This is a genomic window from Streptococcus parasanguinis (assembly GCF_901875555.1).
Classification (GTDB): domain Bacteria; phylum Bacillota; class Bacilli; order Lactobacillales; family Streptococcaceae; genus Streptococcus; species Streptococcus parasanguinis_H.
In genome coordinates this window covers 99,118-122,225 of the sequence record NZ_CABFMD010000022.1, presented here as the reverse complement: position 1 = coordinate 122,225, position 23,108 = coordinate 99,118, and the positions used below count along the sequence as shown (strand labels likewise).

At 38.8% G+C, this 23,108-nt stretch carries 22 protein-coding genes and 1 pseudogene; 5 read left to right on the top strand and 18 right to left on the bottom strand.

Annotated features, from left to right (window positions below):
* Positions 1–59: 59 nt before the first annotated feature.
* Positions 60–854, bottom strand: coding sequence for a pyruvate formate-lyase-activating protein (gene pflA, locus JX304_RS05580; protein ID WP_003008306.1), 795 nt, complete (start codon positions 852–854; stop codon positions 60–62).
* A 212-nt stretch (positions 855–1,066) separates the two neighbouring features.
* A complete protein-coding gene (locus JX304_RS05575; protein WP_205011616.1) occupies positions 1,067–3,376 on the bottom strand; it encodes an endonuclease/exonuclease/phosphatase family protein in 2,310 nt (769 codons plus the stop codon).
* 112 nt (positions 3,377–3,488) lie between these two features.
* Between JX304_RS05575 and treR the strand changes: the two are divergent.
* Positions 3,489–4,199 (top strand): annotated as a pseudogene (gene treR / locus JX304_RS05570) (trehalose operon repressor).
* A gap of 186 nt (positions 4,200–4,385) precedes the next feature.
* On the opposite strand, the gene JX304_RS05565 reads toward treR, so the two are convergent.
* The 15 genes from JX304_RS05565 to JX304_RS05495 all read right to left on the bottom strand — a co-directional run bounded on the left by JX304_RS05565 (position 4,386) and on the right by JX304_RS05495 (position 16,846).
* On the bottom strand, positions 4,386–5,189 hold the full coding sequence (locus JX304_RS05565; protein WP_205011615.1) for an ABC transporter ATP-binding protein: 804 nt from the start codon (positions 5,187–5,189) through the stop codon (positions 4,386–4,388).
* A 9-nt stretch (positions 5,190–5,198) separates the two neighbouring features.
* A complete protein-coding gene (locus JX304_RS05560; RefSeq protein WP_205011614.1) occupies positions 5,199–6,092 on the bottom strand; it encodes an ABC transporter permease in 894 nt (297 codons plus the stop codon).
* Between the two features lie 10 nt (positions 6,093–6,102).
* Complete coding sequence (locus JX304_RS05555) at positions 6,103–7,080, bottom strand: ABC transporter substrate-binding protein (RefSeq protein WP_205011612.1); 978 nt, start codon at positions 7,078–7,080, stop codon at positions 6,103–6,105.
* A gap of 408 nt (positions 7,081–7,488) precedes the next feature.
* Positions 7,489–8,838, bottom strand: a complete 1,350-nt coding sequence (locus JX304_RS05550; protein ID WP_205011611.1) for a hemolysin family protein — start codon at positions 8,836–8,838, stop codon at positions 7,489–7,491.
* A gap of 115 nt (positions 8,839–8,953) precedes the next feature.
* A complete protein-coding gene (locus JX304_RS05545) occupies positions 8,954–10,435 on the bottom strand; it encodes a M protein trans-acting positive regulator PRD domain-containing protein (protein ID WP_205011609.1) in 1,482 nt (493 codons plus the stop codon).
* 136 nt (positions 10,436–10,571) lie between these two features.
* Positions 10,572–11,699, bottom strand: a complete 1,128-nt coding sequence (locus tag JX304_RS05540; RefSeq protein WP_205011608.1) for an AI-2E family transporter — start codon at positions 11,697–11,699, stop codon at positions 10,572–10,574.
* A gap of 240 nt (positions 11,700–11,939) precedes the next feature.
* Positions 11,940–12,419: a DUF2335 domain-containing protein gene (locus tag JX304_RS05535; RefSeq protein WP_205011606.1), complete on the bottom strand. Its 480-nt coding sequence runs from the start codon at positions 12,417–12,419 to the stop codon at positions 11,940–11,942.
* Positions 12,382–12,603, bottom strand: a complete 222-nt coding sequence (locus JX304_RS05530) for a hypothetical protein (RefSeq protein WP_205011605.1) — start codon at positions 12,601–12,603, stop codon at positions 12,382–12,384. The genes JX304_RS05535 and JX304_RS05530 overlap by 38 nt, the downstream gene beginning before the upstream one ends.
* Positions 12,604–13,362: 759 nt before the next feature.
* A complete protein-coding gene (locus JX304_RS05525) occupies positions 13,363–13,773 on the bottom strand; it encodes a DUF1492 domain-containing protein (RefSeq protein WP_205011604.1) in 411 nt (136 codons plus the stop codon).
* Positions 13,774–13,805: 32 nt separating this feature from the next.
* Positions 13,806–13,982 carry a hypothetical protein gene (locus JX304_RS05520; protein WP_205011603.1) on the bottom strand — a complete coding sequence of 59 codons (177 nt, stop codon included), beginning with the start codon at positions 13,980–13,982 and terminating at the stop codon, positions 13,806–13,808.
* A gap of 292 nt (positions 13,983–14,274) precedes the next feature.
* The gene (locus JX304_RS05515; RefSeq protein ID WP_239649410.1) at positions 14,275–15,876 is read right to left on the bottom strand and encodes a phage resistance protein; all 1,602 of its coding nucleotides are present in this window, start codon (positions 15,874–15,876) and stop codon (positions 14,275–14,277) included.
* Positions 15,873–16,028, bottom strand: coding sequence for a hypothetical protein (locus JX304_RS05510; protein WP_185755159.1), 156 nt, complete (start codon positions 16,026–16,028; stop codon positions 15,873–15,875). Before JX304_RS05510 ends, JX304_RS05515 begins: the two co-directional genes overlap by 4 nt.
* Positions 16,025–16,243 (bottom strand): MerR family transcriptional regulator, encoded by a 219-nt coding sequence (locus JX304_RS05505; RefSeq protein WP_239649413.1) that lies wholly within the window; start codon positions 16,241–16,243, stop codon positions 16,025–16,027. The genes JX304_RS05510 and JX304_RS05505 overlap by 4 nt, the downstream gene beginning before the upstream one ends.
* Before the next feature lie 46 nt (positions 16,244–16,289).
* Positions 16,290–16,469 carry a hypothetical protein gene (locus JX304_RS05500; protein WP_205011602.1) on the bottom strand — a complete coding sequence of 60 codons (180 nt, stop codon included), beginning with the start codon at positions 16,467–16,469 and terminating at the stop codon, positions 16,290–16,292.
* A gap of 191 nt (positions 16,470–16,660) precedes the next feature.
* Positions 16,661–16,846, bottom strand: a complete 186-nt coding sequence (locus JX304_RS05495) for a hypothetical protein (protein ID WP_061591457.1) — start codon at positions 16,844–16,846, stop codon at positions 16,661–16,663.
* A 134-nt stretch (positions 16,847–16,980) separates the two neighbouring features.
* Between JX304_RS05495 and JX304_RS05490 the strand changes: the two genes are divergently transcribed.
* From JX304_RS05490 to JX304_RS05475, 4 genes are all read left to right on the top strand, one after another.
* Complete coding sequence (locus tag JX304_RS05490; protein WP_205011601.1) at positions 16,981–17,490, top strand: helix-turn-helix transcriptional regulator; 510 nt, start codon at positions 16,981–16,983, stop codon at positions 17,488–17,490.
* Between the two features lie 128 nt (positions 17,491–17,618).
* Positions 17,619–18,434, top strand: a complete 816-nt coding sequence (locus tag JX304_RS05485; protein WP_205011600.1) for an EbhA — start codon at positions 17,619–17,621, stop codon at positions 18,432–18,434.
* A 299-nt stretch (positions 18,435–18,733) separates the two neighbouring features.
* Positions 18,734–19,900, top strand: a complete 1,167-nt coding sequence (locus JX304_RS05480; protein WP_205011599.1) for a tyrosine-type recombinase/integrase — start codon at positions 18,734–18,736, stop codon at positions 19,898–19,900.
* Between the two features lie 145 nt (positions 19,901–20,045).
* Complete coding sequence (locus JX304_RS05475; protein ID WP_205011598.1) at positions 20,046–20,852, top strand: ABC transporter ATP-binding protein; 807 nt, start codon at positions 20,046–20,048, stop codon at positions 20,850–20,852.
* 190 nt (positions 20,853–21,042) lie between these two features.
* Here JX304_RS05475 and JX304_RS05470 read toward each other — a convergent pair whose 3' ends face one another.
* The gene (locus JX304_RS05470) at positions 21,043–23,097 is read right to left on the bottom strand and encodes a cation:proton antiporter (RefSeq protein ID WP_205011597.1); all 2,055 of its coding nucleotides are present in this window, start codon (positions 23,095–23,097) and stop codon (positions 21,043–21,045) included.
* Between the last annotated feature and the right edge of the window lie 11 nt (positions 23,098–23,108).

The following is a 23,108-nucleotide window of genomic DNA, read 5'->3' as shown; positions in this document are numbered from 1 at the left end:
GGAATAGTGATGCTTTTCATCAGAAAAAGACAGCTGGAAGGCCCAACTGTCTATACTTTTTATCCTTTGACCCGTTTCAGGTAATCTTGGTAACTTTCTGTTTCCATCAAATCTTTTGCATTTTGAACCCGTTCTTTTGTCGGTGGTTTCACACCCTCCAATTTGTAGGGAATGCCCAATTCACGCCATTTGAATTCCCCCATGGTATGATAGGGTAGAATTTCAAACTTATCAACATTTTTCAGGGTCTTAACAAATTTTCCAAGCTCGATCAAATCATCATCCCGGTCTGTAAGCCCAGGAACCAAAACATGACGAATCCAGACGGGTTTTCCAATATCAGATAGGTACTTGGCACAAGCTAAAATCGTTTTATTGGTATGGCTGGTCACAATTTTGTGCCGTTCATCATTGATTTCCTTGATATCAAGAAGCACCAAGTCAGTCACTGCCATCAAGCGGTCAAATTTTTCCAAATAACGAGGCGTATTCCGGAAAGGAAGAGCACAGGTATCCAAGGTACAATGAATGCCCAACTCTTGAGCCTTGGTGAAAAGAGCAATCAAGAAGTCAATCTGCAAGAGGGCTTCTCCACCACTGACAGTGATCCCACCTTTTTGGCCCCAAAATCCACGATAACGGAGAGCTTCTTCTAGGACATCATCCACTGTCCGTTCACGGGACTTGTTGGTTTCCATTGCCCATGTATCTGGATTGTGGCAATATTGGCACCGCATTTGACACCCTTGCAGGAAGACAATAAAGCGGATCCCTGGACCGTCTACCGCTCCAAAACTTTCTGTTGAGTGTACCATTCCTGTTACTTTTCCATAGTCAACTGTTTCATTTTCCATTGAGGAACCTCTTCTCTTGAAAACGTTTTATGATTTTATTATATCACGATTCCATCTATTTTAAAGAGTTTAAGCTTCTTTTTGAAAAGAAACTGTTCTTTTCAGGATTTTTCATTGTCCTAGTACAGTTTCCAATATGGAACTATCTGTCCTGTATTTTGGAACAAAAAGGAGCTAGCGACTCCTTTTTTAGATTTTTCTTATGAAACACGTTAGTGAGTCATCCTTTTTTTCTTATACAAGACCAGACTCATCGTAGCTACTGCCACCCCAAAAAGAGCTAGATAGCTTGTTTCTTGTCCAGTAGATGGAAGGATTTTCCGTTTGCCTGGTGTCTTAGTTTCTGTTGCTGCCTCTTCCTTGTCTTCTTGCTTCTCATCTTCGTCCTTGGTAGTCTCTAGGTTCTTAGATGTTGAACTCTTTTGTTCATTAGCTTGCTCCTGATGAGGGACTAGTTGAGTTCCTGTATTCGATGAAGAAGGGCTGGTTTGTTCCGTTGGTTGGCCTGAATTCCCTTTTTGATCATCCGTCGGCGTTCCTGAAATTTGTGCTCCACTAAAGTCGATTTGGACCAAGACAGGATCATGGTCTGATGCACGACCGTGTTCCTTCATAAAGGAAGCATTGATATGGACTGGTTCAAACCTTGCTCTGGCTGCCATGTTGTTTGAGATAAAAATGTTATCCAAAACTTGATTGCTTCCACGGTAAAAATAAGAATAGCGATCACCTGCGTCATGTTGGGACATTAAGTTGGTTAGTTCATTGCCCGCAAGGATCTGTGCTGTGGTTGAGAAATCGTAATCATTAAAATCACCCGTCAAAACGAAGGTAGTCTTCGGATTTTGCTTCAATCCTTCTTGGACGAATTGATGGATGACACTAGCTTGTGCTTCACGAGTTGGCAAGGTATGTTCCACTGCTGGTTGGCTTGCCCCATAAATAGCATCATCTCCGATTTTTGATTTCAAGTGATTGGCAATCACCACAACTGGTTGGCCTTTGAATTCAAACTCAACGGCTAAAGACTTGCGAGTATGATCAAACGATGGATCGCTAGGGGCAATCCGAGCTGGGTTTTTAACCAGGTGTCCCTTGTCAAATTGCGCTGCTTCGTTGCTAGTCGCTGCCTCTTTTTTGGCCAAGGTCACGCGTTCCGGATTGTAGAGAATTCCCAAGCGAATATTGGAACCTGGCTTTCCACCGTCAGCGCCATCTAGTGGAGCAACCTCCGTATACTCATAGCTCTTGCCACCCAATTCCTTGATCCGATTGGCTAGTTTACGTCCACTTTCAACACCACTGGTCGTCCCGTCATCCACACTACCATTATTGTCCTGCACTTCGATCAAAGTGATAATATCTGGATTGTGAATCTCATGGATAAAGGAATTGGCAATCAGCGTCACCTTATCCTCTGGGGTTTCATTTTTAGCATTGTTGGCCGAGAAGTTTTCAATATTGTAGGAAGCGATGGTCAGCTTGTCCTCACTTGGCTGGGTTTGAGCTGCTTGACGCTGCAAGCCACCATCTTGGACCGTCAACTGTTGAGTAGGCTCTAACTTATAAAAGCTATTCCGATACGTTACCACTCCTGTCACATCTTCTGCAAAGTAATCTTTGGCTTTTGCGACAAACTGATTACCAACATAAACCGGGATTGTCGCTGTATTTTGCGCATGTGGCCGTAGATTCAAACCTCCAATATTGTTTAAAGGAAGGCCTGTAAAATCTTCTCCCAATACATAGATATCTCCTTTGTACTGAGGACCTAGAACATGAGGTTTTTTTACCACAGTGAGCATGCCTTCCAGACTTTCCCAATAATCGAGGGCATCGGTTTCTGGAGCATAAGCAGTTGGATTAGGCTTCACATCTGCCGGCATCCCCGCAGTGATATTCACAGCTTCTGGAAGAGGAGCTGTCCCGTCTTTTGTGATCCAAGCATCAACCAACATGGTCACTGTTAAACTATTCGTCGGTTCCTTAAAGGTCTTCCCAGCTCCCAAGGTGACTTCTTCCATATAACCTTCCTTGACAGTACCAGTGATTTTTACCTTGTCACCGACCTTGACCTTGTATTTAGAAACTACATAAATCCCATCTGAAGTCCGATTATTACCATCCGATTCAATATCTTGGGCATAAAAACCATAGCGGTCTGTTTTAGTCACCACCGCATTTTTGATGGCTACCTTTTGGCCTTCAAGTGGAGAGCGTTGCGATTCTCCTTGAATTTCCCCAATCTTAACCGTTTTCTCCTCAGTATCGTCTGAGGAACTGCTCGTTGACTCTTCTTTATCACTCGAGGCTCTTGTCGTAGTTTCTGTAGTTGTTGTAGCGGAAGTCGAATGATTTGTCGTTCCTTCCTCACTGCTAGTGCTCGTTACCAGCGCTGGCTCTGAAGTCGAAGCTGTGGTCTCGTCTGCAACTACTGTAAAGACACTACTAAAGACTCCCAACTGACTAGCCAATAAGGTAGCCACTCCCAGTAAACGAATCTTTTTACCGTTATTTCTCATGCTTTTCTCCATCCCTAAAAAGTTTTCCTCTTTTATTATAAGGGAATGGTTTTACATTTTCAAGCGCTTTCAAAAATATTTTTCAAAAAAAACGGACAAACGAGTCCAAATCATGAAAAAATACCAACATATCTATCAAATTTTAAAAGAGCAAATATTAGAAGAAAAATATCTAGTCGGGGATTTTCTGTCTAGCGAAAAAGACTTAAAAGAACACTACCAGGTCAGCCGAGATACCATCCGCAAATCCCTCAAGTTCTTGCAGGAGGAAGGCTTTATCGAGACTGTTCAAGGGATGGGGTCGCAAATTTGTAGGCAATCCCATTTTGACTTTCCTGTCTCGTAATTAACCAGCTACCAAGAAATCGTCAAAGCTTCTGGTCTTCAGTCAGAAACCAATGTCATTCGTTTTGAAAAGATCACTATCGATGAAAAAGGAGCCAAAAAAACTGGCTTTCCCTTTCACCGTTTGGTTTGGAAAGTGACCCGGCAACGAGTGGTGGATGGCGTCTCTTCTGTCTTAGATATTGATTACCTGGATAGAGAGCGGATCCCTGGCCTAACCAAGAAAATTGCCCAGCGCTCTATCTACCAATATATAGAAGAAGACTTGAATTTGCAGATTGGCTATGCCAAAAAAGAAATTTTGATTTCACCAATCGATAATCGCTATAAGATCTTACTGGATCTTGGAAAAGACCAACACGTGGTATCGGTCCGCTCACAAGTTCACCTAGCAGACGGACGACAATTCCAATTCACCGAAAACCGACACAAATTAGACAAATTTCATTTTGTCGACTATGCAGAGCGGAGGAAATAAAAAAGGAGGCTGGTACAAAAGTCCTAGCCTCTCAGTTATCTTTGTATTGTCGAGCAAGACGCAGTGGTTGAGTGGGCTGTAAAAGCTGATTTCATCAGCTTTTACAGCCCTACTCAACTGTGCGGAGGTGGGACGACGAAATCGAATTCTAACGAATGACCGATTTCTGTCCCACTCTCTTTTATTTTATCCTAAGACCAATTCATCACTCACCAAAGTTTCACCACTGTTTTGTTGGAAGAGGCGCATCAAATCTTCAACCGTTAGGTTTTTCTTTTCTTCTCCTTTGACATCGACAACGATCTTACCTTGGTAGAGCATGATCAAGCGGTTGCCGTATTCAATAGCATGGTTCATATCATGCGTAATCATCAAGGTTGTCAAATCATGGCTTTCCACGATCTTTTGTGTCAATTCCATGACCATTTCACTGGTCTTGGGATCAAGCGCTGCGGTATGTTCATCCAGAAGCAAGAGTTTGGGTCTAACCAAGGCTGCCATGACCAAAGTCAAAGCTTGGCGTTGCCCACCAGATAGATATTGAGTATCGACTTTGAGACGGTTCTCTAAACCAATATTCAGTTCCTTCAAGGCATCACGGAATAACTCGCGATCCTTCTCCCGAACCCCCCAGCCCAAACCACGAGATTTACCACGACGTTGGGCAATGGCCATATTTTCTTCAATGGTCAAACGAGAAGCCGTCCCCATCTTAGGATCTTGGAAGACACGCGCAATATCCTTCGCACGCTTACGAACACTCGTATTTTTGATAGAGTCACCTTCTAGCAAGATATCCCCTTCATCCACGACCAGATTTCCTGCCAAGATGTTCATCAAGGTTGATTTTCCAGCTCCATTTCCACCGATGACCGAAATGAAATCTCCTTCTTCCACTTGGAGATCCAAGCCTTTTAAGACGTGGTTTTCATTAACCGTTCCTGCTTCAAATGTCTTATGAATTCCTTCAATTGATAATAATGTTGCCATACTTTTCTCCTACTTATTTCCTAACTTCAATCCGCGAACCCGAAGACGTTTTTGCGCCTCAGGAGCGAACAAGACAATCGCGAGTAAGATCGCATTGAAGAGACGAACCATATTTTGATCGAGATTTGGGATCTCGTAAATATTTAAGATAATCAAACGGTACACAATAGCCCCAACCCCGATGGAAAGCAAGCGCCAACCAATGGTTAAATCGTGAATCAAGACTTCTGCGATAATCACCGCACTCAAGCCGACCACGATCGTCCCTGTACCAGAAGTCACATCTGAGAAACCATCATTTTGCGCAAACATCGCTCCACAAAGGGCAATCAAACCATTGGAAATCATGTAACCCAACATCTTCATGTGATCGACATTGACCCCATTTGCCTCACTCATTGGAATGTTATCACCAGTCGAGCGCAAAACCAAACCAAGTTGCGTCTTCATTATGAGGGTCAACAAGATACAGACGATAATCAAGCAAGAAATGCTAATCAAAAAGACAGCTTCTTCGTTGGACAAGCCCAATTTCATGACACTTTTGAAAATGGTGCTGGCATCGCCAATAGAGAGATTGGGTACTCCTCCCATAATTTTGATATTGATAGAGTAGAGACCCGTCAAAGTGACAATCCCTGTCAAGAGGGCTGGAATTTTCATTTTTGTATGGAGAATCCCAGAGACCAAGCCTGCTATCATCCCAGCTCCAAACGCTAAGAGAGTTGCTAGCCAAGAATTGCGTCCTGCCTGGATCTGTGAAGCAACGACTGCTGCCCCAAGTGGAAAGGCTCCTTCTGCCGTCATATCGGCAATATCTAAAATTCGAAATGTTAAGTAAACACCGATCGCCATGATCGACCACAATAAACCTTCTGATAAACTTGATAAAACGAAATTCATCTCAAACCTCCTATTTTTCTACCTTCAACGAGCTAATATCAATTCCAAGCTCTTTTGCCATCTCTTTATTGGTATGCAATTCTAATTTTTCAGGTGTTTCAACAGCGACTTTGCCAGGTTTCTCACCCTTCATGATGCGAATGGCCATCCGAGCAGCTTGTCTTCCCAATTCCTCATAATCAGTACCAAAGTTGTACAAGCCACCAGTAGCCACCATTTCAGCAGATCCACCAAAAACTGGCACCTTATGGCTGATAGAGACCTGTTTGACAGTGTCCATTGTAGAAGAGATAATATTGTCCGTCGGAACAAAGACGATATCTGCTTCTGACATAATACTGTCTGCTGCAGCTTTCACATTGTTACTATCGAGGATGGTTTTTTCAACCACTTGATAGCCTTTAGCTTCTAAGATCTTCTTCGCATTGTCTTTTTGGACGACGGAGTTAGGCTCACTTTGCGTATAGAGGATCCCAACTGTTTTCGCCGTTGGAAGTACTTGCTTAATCATATCTACCTGTGTAGCGATTGCATCTTCTGACTGGTCACTTGTCCCTGTGATATTGCCACCTGGTTCTTTCAAGTTTTTCACCAACTTGGCTGCCAATGGATCGGTCACAGCAGAGAAAACAATAGGTGTTGATTTAGTGGTATTTGCCAAACTTTGTGCAGAAGGGGTTGCAATCGCAAAGACGAGATCACTTTCTTCCGCCAATTGTTTGGAAATATTTTTCAGATTTCGTTGCTCCCCTTGGGCATTTTGGAAATCAATCTGGATATTTTTCCCATCCACATAGCCCTCTTTCTTCAACTCTTCGATAAATCCTTTTCGTGTCGCGTCGAGCGACTTATGGGTGATGTACTGGGAAATCCCAATTCGAAAGACATTATCCTTTTTAGCATCCTTTAGATGGTGTAAAGTCACCAATGATGTTAACAGAAGTCCTACAACCAGGACAGGTGCTAGTAATTTCTTCACTACTTTCATTTTTTGACTCCTTTTCTGCAAAATAAACAAAAAATCCGCTTAGATGATTCTCTAAACGGATGCCTGAAATTCTCCAACAAGTTACAAAACCTTGGTCCATTTAGATACTAGCTCTATGGACCAACTTCAAAAATCTTAGCCACATAGATACAAACAAATTGCTTGGGTTGTTTGCATCCATGAGATCATGTCTACAAACACTATCTAAAGTAGCTAAAGTAAAATTTTTGAATGGAAATGGCTTGTTGTTTCATGTTTATTTTCTGCTTTCTTTATTTATGGGTATTATCTTACCGTAATTTTTTTTTGATGTCAAGACTATTTCAGAAATTTTTGAAATTTTTTGAAAATTCAACTGGTCCTGACAAGAAAAAAACAGAGGCTGGAACACATCCAGGCCTCTATTTTCTATTCTTCTTTTGATTTGGTTTCTTCATCTTCCTCGACGATTTCAGAAATTTCAACTTTCACCTTCGTCACACGACCATTTTTTACTTTGTCATTTGTCAAAATGAGGTGTTTCTTTTGACTATCGACTTCGCAGCTGAGTCGCTCTTTCAAGGTTGGAATTCGCCCAACCTCTGTCAGATAATACCCTGCAATGGTATCCACATCATCACTTTGCAACTCAACATCAAAATATTCGTTAAAGTCATTTAGTGACATGGCTCCTTGTACGACATAGGTATTGTCCGCAATTTCAAAGACATCAATTTCTGCTTTGTCCGTCTCATCGTCAATTTCACCGACGATTTCTTCCAAGAGGTCTTCAAGAGTAACCAAACCAGACATCCCACCGTATTCATCAAGCAGAATAGCCATTTGATTTTGGGTATTGCGCAATTCCTTCAAAAGATCATCCACAAAAATGGTCTCTGGAACAAACAAAGGTTCTTGTAAAATCTTTCTTAAGACAATATTATCAAAGCCATTGATAAATCCTTCGTTCAAGAGACGTTTGGTATGGATGAGACCGATGACATTGTCCTTGTCATCATCATAGACAGGAATCCGTGAAAAGTTTTGCTTAAGGATACTTTCGATAATCTCTTTAGTATCATTGTTGATATCCACCATGAAGGCATCTGTCCGTGGGACCATGACTTCACGCGCTACCATTTCATCTAATGAAAAGATTCCTTGGAGCATCTCAATCTCGTCCGCATCTAGTGTTTCTTCACTATTAGTTAGCATATACTCGATTTCATCCCGCGTCATCTTTTCATCCGCATCATCAAACTTCATCGGCGTCAAGCGACTCACGAGGTTTGTCGATGCTGAAAGCAACCAAACAAAGGGGCTGACAATTTTTCCTAATAAAATGACAATCGGAGCTGTTCGAACTGCCAACTCATCTTTCAAGTTCATGGCGATTCGTTTCGGGTATAATTCCCCAAAGACGATCTCAATATAGGTCAAAAAAGCAAGAGATAAAAAGCTTCCAGTTGCAAGTGCTGTTTTGGTGTTGCCCATCCAACCAGCAATCACACGACCAAGACTATCTGCCAGGCTAGCCCCAGATAAGATGGTAATCAAGGTGATTCCTACCTGAATGGTGGACAAGAAATGGTTGGGCTGTTCCAATACGCTGAGCAGACGAATGTATTTCTTATCCCCTTCTTCAGCCTTTTGCTCGACACGCGCACGATTCAGCGATACCATTGACATCTCAGTCGCCGAGAAAAAGGCGTTCAATAATGTCAAAACAATTAGTAAGATAAATTCCAGTAAAATTTCCTGACTGCCAGGGTCTTCCATGGATAGTTTCCTCCAGTATATAATATTGTATATTATACCACAAAATATGAGAGCCTGCATTCTTCTACGTCATTTTCTTTTTTTACCATCAAAAAATCAGGACCAGGTCCTGATTTTAGTGTTCTGCACTGGTAAAATCATAAAAGAAGGCATTGAGTTTTTCAACCAGTTCAAGTGATGAGAGACTACTTGTACAGATAAAAGGTTTTTTCTTTAATTCGGGCATCATAAAGTTGGCCACCACCACATCTGCATCCGAAGCTTCGATATCATTCACGGTTAGATTGTACTTAATCATCTGCGTAAATTCAAAGTTATCCGTACAGTAAAAATCAAGGAAATCAATCATGGATTTGGCATGGTGATCGTCAAAACGACTGATAATCAAGACCTTAATAGACTTCCGACGGCGTAATAACTGTGGCAAGAGACGTTCCCAGTGAGTGTATACCGTGTAGATCATGTGCTTGATGATCTCATCGTTCAGATCATGCTTCATGGTCTTCATATAAGTGATGATATGCTCCTTCAAATCATCATAGAAGGCTGGGAAGATGCTCATGAAATCTTCATTGGTGTTGGTCTTGGTATCAAATAAGAGAAACTCCGAGAATAATTCCTTCCGACCAAGATGAGATGTATTATGGACATGCATCAACATCTCATCAAGATTTTCAATTTCTAGTTCATAGGTATAGCATAGATCCTTGAACATATCTTTGATGAGTTTGGTCGACTCTTTGGCATAAGGATCCGTTTCTGCAGCTTCGATCAAGCTTTCTGGGCTGAAATAGAAATTCTCTTGAATGAAGATGATGAAGAACTGCTCCAACACGTTTTCATTTAACTCAACACCCAACTGCAAACTAAAGTAGCGCAACATCTCCTCGACATTGGTTACTCCTTGATATTGATCTTTATAGGCTTCAAAGGTCGTTGGCATATCGATGAAATAGCCTTGTTTAATCCGTGACAAGTAGACTGTCAAGAGAACTTTATAAGACTTGATGACAGAGAAGGTCAAAGGATAGCCATAGAGCTTGAAGAAGAAGGTGATCAAATCGGTCACGGCCTCTTCCTTAAATTCTGGGAAAGGCCATTCCATATAGTAATAACGTTCCGCAAAATACTGGGCATAGAAGAAACGAACATCCACTTCATCCCCGACAAGATTCAAGGGTTTCAAATCAATTTTTACATTGTATTTGGTTTGAAGCTTCTGATTGATCGTCCGAATCAAACGGTAGAAAGATTGGTAACTCAGATCAAACTTTCTGCAAATATATTCATTGGAAACATCCTTGTGGAAGAAGAGGTATTCAATCAAGGCGAAGGCCTGTGATTCTTTAAAAAAGTGATGGTAAATCACCTCAAGTCCAACCGAATCCTCATAACTGATCTTGATCCCATTGGTAGAGGATTCAATTAAAAAGTCATCGAATGTACTACGAAGATTAGACAAATCTTCTTTTAACGAACGTTCAGTACAATCCAAACGCTTGGCCAACTCTTTCAAGTGGAACCATCTTTTTTCCTTAATCAAGATTTCCAACAATTGCAATTGGCGTCTCTGTTTTTTGGATAAGAGCAGTCTCATCTTTTCCTACCTTTTCCTATTTTCTTTCAAAATCACTTATATTTTAACACATTTCATAACACTTGTTGACTTTTTTACGGTATTTCTCCAAAAAAATGTACAAAAAAGACTCCAAGGCCCATATAGGCGCTAGAGTCTAGGATTTATTAATGATTCCAAATTCTTCTTTTTTCTTCTGCTCCTTGGCCGCACGGTGGTTATCATAAAGATTGGCCAAGAATTTTACAATTTCTTTCCCAATCGAATAGACTGGAATCGCAACGACCATTCCGATAATTCCGTAGATATTACTTGAGAGCAATAAGAGAACCATAATGGTAATCGGGTGAACCTTCATCACGCCTCCAACGATACGCGGATACAGAATATTTCCATCGATCTGCTGGATAATCAACATGTAAATGACTGCTTTGATCATCATATCCATATCGGTAAAAGCATAAGTGATGACCATCGGAATCAACCCGATAGTTGGTCCTACATAGGGAATCAAGTTGGCCAATCCAGAAAAAATGGCAAAGACCAAAGCGTACTTCAATCCAATAAAACTATAGCCAATATAGGCTAGTGTTCCAATGATCAAGGCATCGATCGAAATCCCACTAATATAGCGAGAGACTGTTTCATTCAAACTAACCAAGAGGCTTGAAATGTGGAGTTTGTCATTGCGTAAAACGGTCCGCTCTAACATGGGCAACAATTTCTTGCCATCAATCAAGAAATAAACCAAGAAGACAGGGGTCATGATCAAAATAAAGACCGTATTGACGATGGTATTGACCACACTTCCCAAACTGTTGGTCACACTATTTAAGAGATTTTGTAGGATATCCATATAAGAGAGATTCAACTGTTGAATCGTCGATTGGATATTTACATTCTGGAACAAAGGATTGGTCGAAAGTTTTCGAACCAAACTTTGGACTTCCCAGTATAGTCCTTGAGTTGAATTAATCAAGCTGGTTAACTGATTGATTAAGATGGGGAGCAGATAAAAGATCCCTAGACCAATGATCCCAAACAAGAGTACTAAGGTGATCAAAACCCCAAACACACGCTTGATTTTTAAGTGTTTTTCTAACAATTCAACAATCGGGTTGGTGATATAGTATAAAAAACCTGCAATTAAAAATGGTAAGAGGATGGTATTCAGAACAGATACAAATGGAGAAATTAAAGTCCCCATTGATTTCCAAATATAGAAAATCACCGTCAATAATAAAATCTCACATGTCCAGAATAACAATTTACTATTTCGAAACATTCCTTACCTCCTGTTTTCTATTCTACCATATTTTATGATAGAATTTCAAACGGCATTTATTAGAGTATATTAACAGTCTGTAACCTTGATTTAATAACATTTTTTAGCTTTTAATGGGTCATTTAATATCATTAGATCACTCCCCGAACTCCACAAATAACTGAACAAAAAAACGACCCTCAAGGGGTCAATCATTTACGAGTTCAGCAGGCAAGATCTAGCACCCTTTTGGGGTGCTTTTTATTCATTTTTTTCAAGACTTTTGTTGTCGCTGGACTTACTCTTAAGAAAGACACCTATATAGGTCGCTGAAGCTCCAATCAATATAGCAAACCCTTGAATACTCCTTTTATTATAAATTAGGAATATTGCTCCCAATACAATAAGAATTGCGATAATTCCAGCAAAAACAACACCCAAAAAACTATCTCTATTATTAGCATTGACCACTTTATCTTCTATATTAATGCGGTGTTCAGATTGTTTTTCTGCCATTGCCATTATTCTGTCAGCCCCGTTAGGAATTACATCATTAAATTCTTTTAATAACATTGGATGCGGAATAGGACCAGAATAGCTCATACTCTCAACACGTCTAGCAAGTAATATGTCTGCAACTTTTTCTTGAACGTCATCTGGTTGCTTTTTGATATACTCTGTAACTTGATCAACAGTAGCCTCATTAGGCTTCTGCTTTGATTTCTTCTTTGAGTTTGTCATAGGCACCTCTTATATCATCACCAATTATATACCAATCATTAAAAATGGCTTTCCTATCAGCTTCTTCTCCTGATTTTGATGTGTTATAGATTCTCTTATTTCTTGTAGACGCAATGTCAAGGATCCTAGATACACCTGATGCAAAATCATTTTTAGCAACTAAGAAAGTAGTTTTGTTATTCATAACCTGCCTCCTTATATAAAGACTATTGCTTTTAATATCTTAAATGTTACTATTATACACTTATTAAGTATTTTTGTCACTAATTTTAGTTGGTACTTTAAAAACCAACATCTATAAACTCACATTCCATTATACCATTAGATTTTTTTCATCTAGTTATAGTATAGCACGAATCAAAACTATTTTACACCCTGAACCAAGTGAAATAAAAAGATTCTTTCAAAAAATGAACCATAGAGGTCAATATTATAATAACTTTTAAATTCTTACTCTAGCAAGTATTAAAGTAACATGCTCGTACAGTGCTAATTTACGTCTAAATCAGACCATATAAAACGACAATTCTTAATTTGAAGTAGTTTATCTTACCGAATAGATGAAAAAACTAGCAGAATAGATAAACCTTAAAAATAATATTCAGATTCTTGTTACCATTTTCTTATGATTCAAGATATTATTTTACAAATTAAACTTAATGCACTAAAGCTAGACGAACGCCTCAATATTGAAGAGTTAGAAGAAAGAATTTTGAAACTAGAAAAATCTATCGAATTACTGAATGATCAGTTAGATAGAATATACCTGGACTAAAACCATTTATAAATTCTTTCTCCAGCATTTACCAATATTTTAAAGCTCCATCTTATTAAATTGAACGGGTAAAATTAATTAGGTTTTTCCCTATTGCTTTTAAAACGTTAGCAAATGTTAGCATTTTTTGTTTTTTCAGTGGGTAAATCACGCGCACTAATTATCTTTCTATAAAATCTTTGCTAATCGTTCTTTTCCTTTTCTTAGGATCCGATACATTGTTGGTACTGAAGTATCTATTTTTTCAGCCACATCCCAGTTCGGCAAGGCTCTAACATAGTATAAGCGTAATACTGTACGTTCTAACGCGTATGGGTTTTTATCGATCATTCTAACGCTTTCCAGACGTTCATTGATAACCTTTTCTAGTCGTTCTTCCAAGTCTTCTTTCAACTTAATTGTAGAAATTATTTTATTTTCAGCATTATTATTAGAACTTTTTTGAAGTGGTGAAGCAGAAAGAGAACTACGCTTAAATACCCCACTGTCAAGGGATTCTATTTCTAATTTAAGCTCCTCTATTTCTTTGTCTAGCCATTTTATATTTTCTAGCTTTTCATTTAATTGCTCTAATTCCATTTATGCCCCTGTCTTCTTAGTACTTTTTATACTTATTGATAAATCACTAATAATGTAGTCTGTACTGCCATATCTTCACTACTTCCAAACGTTGCTTCTGAGATCTTCACATCCACCACTTGAACAGTGGCCAAAAAGTCATTTACTTCTTGCTCAAATTCTTCTAATGATTGTTTCCAGCCATGACGGATAAATAATTTAGTTTTCATTTTTTGCTCCTTTTTTAAATTTTAGGCTTATTTCTAAAAATGTAAGATGGTTGTAAGGTGGGAATTTCTGACCATCTTACAGCTGAAACCCTTGATATTACTGAATTTGTAAGACGGTAAGACGTGTAAGGCGGTTTTCCTATACCTCTAATACTAATTTTCTTTCTTTATTTATTTCTTTATCCCCCCTAAAACCATATTACACACCTTACAGTATAAGATAACCTCTTGGGAGAGTAGGGTATAACCTGTAAGGTGGTCGCACCTTACACCTTCTTACCAGCTTACATTTTTAAAGATAGGGATCATCTTCAATAGGTGGGAACATACTTAATTCCTTGTTTACAGTTTCCTCATGTGGAATAAAACTATTAAACCTTTTTTGGTTTGCAACACAGTAAATGGTCATTACTTCCCCATTGATTCTTTTCTGAGTGGATTTAACCCCTATAGTTTCCAAAGCCTTTTTGACTTTAGCTGTATTGTTACCATAAGTTCTTTTATAAATGTCTATAAGATTACTTTTGTTTGACCTTATCACGTATTCAGATAACTGTAGTTCATTTATCAAACACGTCTGAAAATCATCTAAGGCTTCATTACCGTTATAAACCTCTACATCTTTCCAAATGAACTTCTCCCCTTGCTCTTTGAAATAATCCAGACTGGCCAGCAAGAAGCCTATACAGCCCTCTATTTTGGGAGTTTTATCTTGGTCAGTAAATGCTTCCCAATATTTTTCAAAGGTCTGTTCACGTTCCAAATCAGTTTCCCCCTTTGGCCTATCCTTGTATTGAATAAGTACTTTCCGCCCATTCATTTCATCAGACAGCGAAACATTCCTATTGGTATCGATACATAGAACGCTGGTTAGATATACCAAACCTTGGTTACCTCCTACATTGCGCCCTAGATGGGTTTTCTCGGTTGCTATGATCTTTAGTACGCGCTCTATTTTATCCCCTATAATATCGCCCTGTTCAGTTGCCAAGGCCATTTCTCCACCGGAAAATGTAGCCCAGGCGTTGCTGGCTTCAAATCCTCCAGCAATAAGGCTATCCAGTTCCACATCAATTTTATTAAGCAGACCAGATAAAGCGATATGACGTAAGCCTTTTCCTGTTCTAACTCCAGACTTGGCAAGAAAAAAATTTGTCTTACTCCTTAAACCACTAGCGACCTGTACCATATAATAGGTCTGTAACAGTGCATTGTGTAAACTATCAGGATCATCAATAACATAGGTTAGAAAATCCATTGCTACTTCTTTGCTTTCTATAGCTTTATCATAGCCTACAGGGTAGTATTTAAAAAATGATCGTTGGTTATCTATTGTAGTGCGCGTGATGGTGTGGGTTTCTAAATCAATTATAAAGTCCTTACCAGCTATTTTATAAAGCTCTAACTTTCTCACCGGTTCAACGTGAAAATGTTTGTCAATTCCTTTTAGAATATCCACCACGTAACCAATATCATTTTTAAACCCGTAAAGCTTTGCAAGGGTCATTTCATCTATTAGTTTTGCTTGCTGGTTATTTATATCGTAAATACGATTATCAAATACCACATACCTACCCATTAAATAATCAATTACCATTTTGGCAAAGGTGGGGAATGTGGCCTTATATTTCACTGTGGGTTCGCTATTATTTGATATTTTTACACTGCTACAACAGATAAATTTTTTCTGTTCACCATTCCTATCAGCGATATACATAACTTCACTTTCAGGTATTAAGATCTTCGTTTTATTATGTTCGATATTATTAAAGCTATCTAATTGATATATATTAGCAAGTTGCTTTTTATAATCAGCCTTATGCTTTGACTGTCCATAATCTTCATCAGTCCAATTTAAAGAAACGACTTCTTTCAATTGATCAACTATATTCAAATCACGCGCCCCCTATTTTTAAATTTTCGCAACTTCTTTAATTTCTGCCGTTCTTTCATTTGTTCATAGGTTTCTTGCCTGTTTTTTCCTGCTTTTTCTTGGCCAATTTTTGTAACCCCAAAAGCAGGGTGTTTTAAATGTATACCGCTCATTTTTCCACCCCCAAAAAGATCAAGATATCACTCACTTTATAGTACACTTTGCGCGTGTCTTCTAGTGGTGGTTGATAGCGTTTCAAGCCGTTTTCTTCCCAGCGTTTCAGTGTGTTGTCTGTTACGTTCAGTTCATCTTTTAACTGCTTTGCTGTCATAAGCCCTAATAGTCTTTGTTCTGGTTGGCTTTTTGATTTTAAAAAATTATCAACCAGATCTAAAAGACCGTGAGATAATTCAAATTAACTTTCTTTACTCAAACTAAACATTTTCATCCTCCTTGATTCCGTTAAGTGAAATCTCTCCACTAATTTCAAAAAGAATGTTACAAATGGTATTTAAACCAGCGGTTAGAGTTTTTTCACCCTCCGTAATTTCAGCTAAGAAAACTAGTCGATCCATTGCCTTATCAATCTTGTTAATCAATTCTGTTTTGTTCATGTTGTTCTCCAATCTTCCTTTAAAATACTTCACCATTAAGTCTTATTCTACTTTTAATAAATACCAAAGAATGGTATAATCTAACCATAAAAATATTTTCTAAAACCCTTACGGCTTGCCTGCTGTCCTGTGTTTTAGTTAATTCTATTTAAGGCTTGTTAGTTGGTGGCTACAGGCCTTTTTTTGTTGCTTCAATAATCTTTCGCAAGCCATTCCATGGCTTTCCTATAAATTGATGTTCTCACTTCACCACAAGTGATCAATTTTTTATACGTTACTGGATTTACCCCAATCTCTTTACTTGCTTCTAATGATGTTAGTAACTTGTCAGCTTGTTTTCTCCTCAATGCTCTTGATTCTAAATTACTTACTTTCAAAATAACTCCTCCTTTCTGTAAAGTTTTATTTTACAAACTCATTTTATAAAGTTTTTCTTTATTTGTCAAGAGTTGATAAAAAAAAACTTTACTTTCGTAAAGAAAGTAATTATAATTATACTGAGGAATGAAGTATGAATAATTTAAAAAAATTACGAAAAGACAAAGGATTAACACAACAACAATTAGCTGATGAATTGAACAGCATTTATAAGAATAAAAAATCCTATTCAAAAATGAATATTTCAAATTGGGAAAATGAAAAACATTCGATAAGTACATTAAATGCTGAACAACTATCAAGTTTTTTTGATGTTCCGATTAGCTATCTATTGGGATATAGTGAATATCCTGATGAATTTTTTGCATTCTCTGAATTGAGAAAGCAAAATAAGGATGATTGGACCAATATGGCAAAATCAAAAATATTATCCTTAGTAACTAAATCAGATTTAGAGAAAATCAAAGACAAATACATCAAAATGGATGGACCTGAATCGGATTGGGAAAGTTACACAATGCTTCTAAGTGCGATAGGATCATTACCAGATAAAGAAAGTAAATTGTTAACTTTGTTTGCGTTATTAAGTGATCAAAAACAGGATTTATTATTAGAGCTAGTTCAAACCATGGTAGATGAATAAACGAACCCACGCGCAAACGGTTGATATTAATAATCGCAAAAAGGTAGAAACGAGGTATAACAAATGACAAAATGAAACTAGAAAAATAAAAGATTAGGATACTATTAAAAATATATAGGAGAAACATTATGAAAAAGAAAATTATTACTACTGCTGTTGTTTTAGCTCTTGCTACTGGTGGAGCGGGCTACTGTTTCTTATCTTATGCCCCTCACCAAACTGCAATAGGTCACTTTGAAAAGTCTGTTGATACACTTAATGAGAATAATAAAGCAATTGAAAAACAAATTGCTGATACTGAAAAAATCATTAAAGAAAAAGCTAAACCATTAGAAGCTAAGACTTTAGAAGATTTAAAAACTGCTGTTAAAGAAGCAAAAACTTCAATTCGTAAAGCTCCAAAAATGGAAAGCGATACACAAAAAATTGAAGATCAAGCAAAAGAAATTGCGAAACCTGTCGATTATTCTAGCGCACAAAAAAACATTACTGAGAAATTAACAGCATATCAAAATAGCGTGAAGCAATTAGCACAAATTACAAACCCTAAAGATTCTTTTATTGAGGAACGATTGAAAGAAGTAGATACAATTCAAGAAGTGCAACATGCTACAGAAGAAAATGATCCTAATGGTTTATTGAACAAACAAGGTGGCTATACTGCTTCTATTTATTTTGCAGATAACCAAGTAACTGAACCTATTGAGGGTGCTAATCTAGTAGATAAGGGAACTGAAGCAGGAGGCGCTATTGAAGTTTACAAGACCAAAGAAGAAGCTGAAAAGAGAAATACATACCTTTCAGCATTTGACGGTGGAGTATTAGACCCTGGATCTCATTACGTGTATGGTACTATCGTCATTCGTACCTCTCACCACCTCACTGCCAGCCAACAAAAAGCCTTAACTGAAAAAATTTACAACAAACTAATTGAACTAAAATAATTTTTATAAAATAGACATTTTCGCCTCTTCTAACTTCAAGGATTATATATATCAAACCATAGCAAACCTTAGCACTTCTATTTTTCTTTAGGGTGTCCGAAAAGTCCGATTTAAACAAAAAAGCGTGTTTTCACCGTCTAATACAGGCCCTATACACGCTTTCTACAATCCGATATATAATCAACCGTCTAACCCCTTTAAAATTGAATACAGGGCAATCTGTGAAGCCCTGGCATGATATAAACCACAAACTAAAACCTTTACAGCTTGCCTGCTGATGAATTAGAAAGGTTTAGATCATGAAAATTACAGAACACAAAAAGAAAGACGGTACAACTGTATACCGTGCTAACATTTACTTAGGGATTGACCGAGTAACGGGAAAAGATGTAAAAACTAGTATCACAGCTAGAACTAGAAAAGAGGTCAAACAGAAAGCTAAAGAAGCTGAAATAGACTTCATTCAAAATGGTTCTACTAGATTCAAAGAAGCGACAATTAAAACATATAAAGAACTCGCTGAATTATGGTGGGAAAGCTATAAGCATACAGTAAAACCAAATACTCAAGGCAACATGAGTAAGATTTTAAATAAACATATCCTGCCATTATTCGGGGGTTATAAGCTGGATAAACTAACCACTCCACTAATTCAAAACATAATTAACAAATTAGCTGGAAAGACAAATAACGGGGAGCAAGGGGCTTATTTACACTATGAGAAAATCCATACTGTAAACAAGCGTATCTTACAATATGGTGTGGTTATGAAAGCCATACCATTTAACCCAGCTCGTGAGGTCATTCTCCCAAGAAATACCCAGAAAGAAAAGCGCCAAAAGATTAAACACTTTGATAACATTGAGTTAAAAACGTTTTTGGACTATCTGGACAACTTGGATAGTGATAAATACCGCTATTTTTACGAGAAAACACTTTACAACTTCCTACTTGCTACTGGTTGCCGTATTAATGAAGCGTTGGCGCTGGAATGGTCTGATATTGATCTAGATAGAGCCGTAGTTCACGTTACAAAAACACTAAACCGTATGCAAGAGGTGCATAGTCCTAAATCAAAATCTAGTTACCGTGATATCGATATTGACCCCCAAACGGTTACAATATTAAAACAGTACAAACGTAGGCAAACCCAAGAGGCTTGGAAGATAGGACAAACTGCAAAAGTAGTCTTTTCAGATTTTATCCATGAATACCCGAATAACAGTACTCTTTTTACAAGATTAAAAACACATTTTAAACGTGCTAAAGTGCCTAATATTGGTTTCCATGGTTTCCGACACACTCACGCTAGTTTGTTATTAAATGCTGGAATACCATATAAAGAACTCCAGCACCGACTAGGGCACTCCACTTTATCTATGACAATGGATACATATAGTCACCTCTCAAAAGAGAGTGCAAAAAAAGCTGTTTCATTCTATGAAACAGCTCTAGGGAGTTTGTAACTGAACAAATAACTGAACAAAGTCAGAATACAATGTATTACGACAAGCAAGAAACCCTATAACAATGGGATTTCTGATAATTCTATCTTTAAATTAAAAGATTTTATGATAGAATAAAGGGGATTTTAATCAAAAGGATGAAGTTATGAATAATTTGATTGAACTACAAGACGTCAATTTGATCCGCAATGGAAAAGCCCTTTTAAAAGAAATTAACTGGCAAGTGAAAGAAAATGAATGCTGGGCGATTTTAGGTCTCAATGGGGCAGGAAAATCAACCCTCCTCAAACTGTTGATGTCTGAATACTGGGCTAGTTCTGGCCAGGTCACTGTCCTTGGAACTCGCTTTGGAGAAGGAGGCATCCCTGAGTTGCGCAAACGTATTGGGATCGTTAGCTCCTTTATTTCAGAAAGACTGCCAGAGCATCTTTTGACAGAACAAATTGTCCTAACCGGTCAATACAAGAGTAGTATTTTATATGCTGCATACGGGGAGGAAGAACTAAACTGGGCACGGGATATGCTGACTTCGATTGGAGCTAGTTCTTTAATCGGCCGTAAATATCGTGAGCTCTCCCAGGGAGAAAAGCAGACGGTCCTCATTGCACGAAGCCTCATGGACCAGCCAGATCTGATCATTTTTGACGAGGCCTCTAGTGGATTGGATCTCTTTGCCAGAGAAAAGCTCCTCCGTCAGATCCATCATATCAAACAACTGGACCACGCACCAACCATGATCTACGTCACCCACCATGCAGAGGAAATTACAAAAGACATGACCCATGTGCTCCTGCTCAAACATGGTCAAGTGGTCGAAGAAGGACCAAAGGAAAAGATCCTAACTCCCCATGTCCTTAGTCAATTTTATGAAGTACCAGTATCCCTTATTGATCTGGGTGACGAGCGACTCTTTGTCAAACCAGAAATCAGACACACAAAAGATCATGAATAAATCAAAAGAGGCTGGGACAAAAGTCCTAGCCTCTCAATTTTCTTTGGATTGTCGAGCAAGACGCAGTGGTTGAGTGCGCTCTACTACGCTGATTTCATCAGTTTTTACAGCCCTACTCAACTATGCGGAGGTGGGACGACGAAATCGAATTCTAACGAATGACCGATTTCTGTCCCACTCTCTTTTACTTTTATCGATTCCGTGCATACTCGATCATATCATAGGGAAGAGTATTGGCACTTTCTCTTAGGGAATAGCTTTCTAATTCATTGACATTTTGTCGCATACGGCGCGCTTGCTTAGCGGTAATCAGGTGTTGCGCTTCGTATTCAAAAATAATCTTCCGCTCCAAATAATAGCCTCTTAACATTTCATCGATATTATTTGGTTTCACCCGGTTAATAACCCGCTCCACAAAGGCTCCACTGGTAATAATGGCTGTCTCTCTCAGGCGAGATTCTTGTAGGAAAGAGATCAAACTGCTCCGATAAATCCCCTTGAGGTCTTCCAAACTTTCGATGATGATTTCCGTATTGGCCAGATAAAGGGCCGCAATCTGGTCATAATCAATGGCTTCTAGTTGTCGATCTTCGTGTTTCCACCAATTCCTAAAACCAGATCCAAATGTGACAATTTCATGTCCCAACAAACGCAAAAGTCGGAAGGAGACCAAGAAATAATAGGTTAAGCGAGACGAGAGATTGCGATTGACACGTTGTTCCATATTGTGAAGATAGCGTTGGTAGACGCGGTAGCCCCGCTCTCGAATCTTCCCTTCTTCGTAGGCTTGTTCCAAGCCGTCACTTTCAATACTCAAAATCAGGAGCTTCAATTGTTCCCAGTCCTTTTGAATGAGCCTGTTTTCTTGGCCTAGAATTAAGTTTTCTATGCGACCATGATAATTATCAATCGCCGCATACAAGGGACCCTTGTGCCTGCTATTTTTTAGTTCTGCTTCTAACTCCATGACAACATCATTTAAAATCGCGATCTGCATGAGGTAGTCATTGGTTTCTTCCTTGTCTTCTGATAATTTTGGAAGTACCACTAAGCCAGCAATAAAGCTGACAAGGGTAACTCCTGCCACTAAAAAGAGTAGGATGGGGTATTCTTTTTCGATCTTGGTTGGAATCAAAAGAATCGTCGCAATCGAAACCGTTCCCTTCACACCCGAAAAAGTCAGCAATAAGGCATCTTTTAGATAATTTCTCAACGATTTTTTTAGTCGAACCGTTCGGAACCAATAAAAGAGGTAAACCATGACAAAACGAATCAAGAAGAGCAAGGCTGTCAACAGAAAGACAGAAACAACTAAAAGAAGATTATTGTATATGGGACTACTTAAGATGGGCTTGGCAATCATTTCCAATTCCATTCCTAAGATGACAAAGACCGAGCCATTTAAGATAAAGTTGACCGTATTCCAGACAGTATGGCTCACAGTATCCACCCGCGCTTCAAGGAGGGTAATGTGCTTAAAGCGACTGGCTTTTAGGATCCCTGACACAACTACTGCAATGATACCAGAGACATGGAGTTCTTCTGCTAGGAAGAAGGTCAACAGTGGGAGACTCAGTTCTAATAACAATTCACTGGCAATATCACTGGCGCGAACACTCAAGAGCAATTTTTGCAGCCAACGGTTCACAAAGGCCGTCAAGATTCCCACTGCAAATCCTCCAATAATGGAGATTCCTAAGGAAACCCCTGCTTCTCCAAGGGAGAAACTTCCGGTCGCAAGGGCTGCCAAGGCCACTCGAAAGGCAACTAGACCTGAGGCATCATTTAGTAACCCTTCTCCTTTTAAGATATTCGAAACCCGCTTTGGAAAGGTAAAGCGCTCAGACAGGGAAGCAAAGGCTACTAAGTCTGTTGGACCTAGAGCTGCCCCTACGGCCATACAGGCTGCTAGAGGAAGGCTCAGCCACAAGGAGTGAGCTGCCCAGCCCAGACTGATGGTTGAGATAAAAATCACTGGAAAAATCAAATAAAGAATGATGCGCCAGTGCTTCAAGACAGAAGTTATATCTGCTTCTTCTGCCTCTCTAAATAAGAGAGGGCCAATGACCAAGGCCAGAAATAGCTCTGTATCTAGATGAAAATTTTCTTCTGGGACAAAAAGGGCCCAAACGATCCCTAGTAAGATTTGAATCAAGGGCAGAGGAAGGCTCGGCACAAGTTTATTGGTGACATTTGAGACGATCAAGATCATCGAGAAGATCACTGCATAAAGGAGTAATTCCATCTTCCTCCCTC

Bases quoted from the DNA above. Each gene is read 5' to 3' on its own strand.
- pflA (WP_003008306.1), bottom strand. From the start codon at position 854: ATGGAAAATGAAACAGTTGACTATGGAAAAGTAACAGGAATGGTACAC.
- JX304_RS05575 (WP_205011616.1), bottom strand. From the start codon at position 3,376: ATGAGAAATAACGGTAAAAAGATTCGTTTACTGGGAGTGGCTACCTTA.
- JX304_RS05565 (WP_205011615.1), bottom strand. From the start codon at position 5,189: ATGGCAACATTATTATCAATTGAAGGAATTCATAAGACATTTGAAGCA.
- JX304_RS05560 (WP_205011614.1), bottom strand. From the start codon at position 6,092: ATGAATTTCGTTTTATCAAGTTTATCAGAAGGTTTATTGTGGTCGATC.
- JX304_RS05555 (WP_205011612.1), bottom strand. From the start codon at position 7,080: ATGAAAGTAGTGAAGAAATTACTAGCACCTGTCCTGGTTGTAGGACTT.
- JX304_RS05550 (WP_205011611.1), bottom strand. From the start codon at position 8,838: ATGGAAGACCCTGGCAGTCAGGAAATTTTACTGGAATTTATCTTACTA.
- JX304_RS05545 (WP_205011609.1), bottom strand. From the start codon at position 10,435: ATGAGACTGCTCTTATCCAAAAAACAGAGACGCCAATTGCAATTGTTG.
- JX304_RS05540 (WP_205011608.1), bottom strand. From the start codon at position 11,699: ATGTTTCGAAATAGTAAATTGTTATTCTGGACATGTGAGATTTTATTA.
- JX304_RS05535 (WP_205011606.1), bottom strand. From the start codon at position 12,419: ATGACAAACTCAAAGAAGAAATCAAAGCAGAAGCCTAATGAGGCTACT.
- JX304_RS05530 (WP_205011605.1), bottom strand. From the start codon at position 12,603: ATGAATAACAAAACTACTTTCTTAGTTGCTAAAAATGATTTTGCATCA.
- JX304_RS05525 (WP_205011604.1), bottom strand. From the start codon at position 13,773: ATGGAATTAGAGCAATTAAATGAAAAGCTAGAAAATATAAAATGGCTA.
- JX304_RS05520 (WP_205011603.1), bottom strand. From the start codon at position 13,982: ATGAAAACTAAATTATTTATCCGTCATGGCTGGAAACAATCATTAGAA.
- JX304_RS05510 (WP_185755159.1), bottom strand. From the start codon at position 16,028: ATGAGCGGTATACATTTAAAACACCCTGCTTTTGGGGTTACAAAAATT.
- JX304_RS05500 (WP_205011602.1), bottom strand. From the start codon at position 16,469: ATGAACAAAACAGAATTGATTAACAAGATTGATAAGGCAATGGATCGA.
- JX304_RS05490 (WP_205011601.1), top strand. From the start codon at position 16,981: ATGAATAATTTAAAAAAATTACGAAAAGACAAAGGATTAACACAACAA.
- JX304_RS05485 (WP_205011600.1), top strand. From the start codon at position 17,619: ATGAAAAAGAAAATTATTACTACTGCTGTTGTTTTAGCTCTTGCTACT.
- JX304_RS05480 (WP_205011599.1), top strand. From the start codon at position 18,734: ATGAAAATTACAGAACACAAAAAGAAAGACGGTACAACTGTATACCGT.
- JX304_RS05475 (WP_205011598.1), top strand. From the start codon at position 20,046: ATGAATAATTTGATTGAACTACAAGACGTCAATTTGATCCGCAATGGA.
- JX304_RS05470 (WP_205011597.1), bottom strand. From the start codon at position 23,097: ATGGAATTACTCCTTTATGCAGTGATCTTCTCGATGATCTTGATCGTC.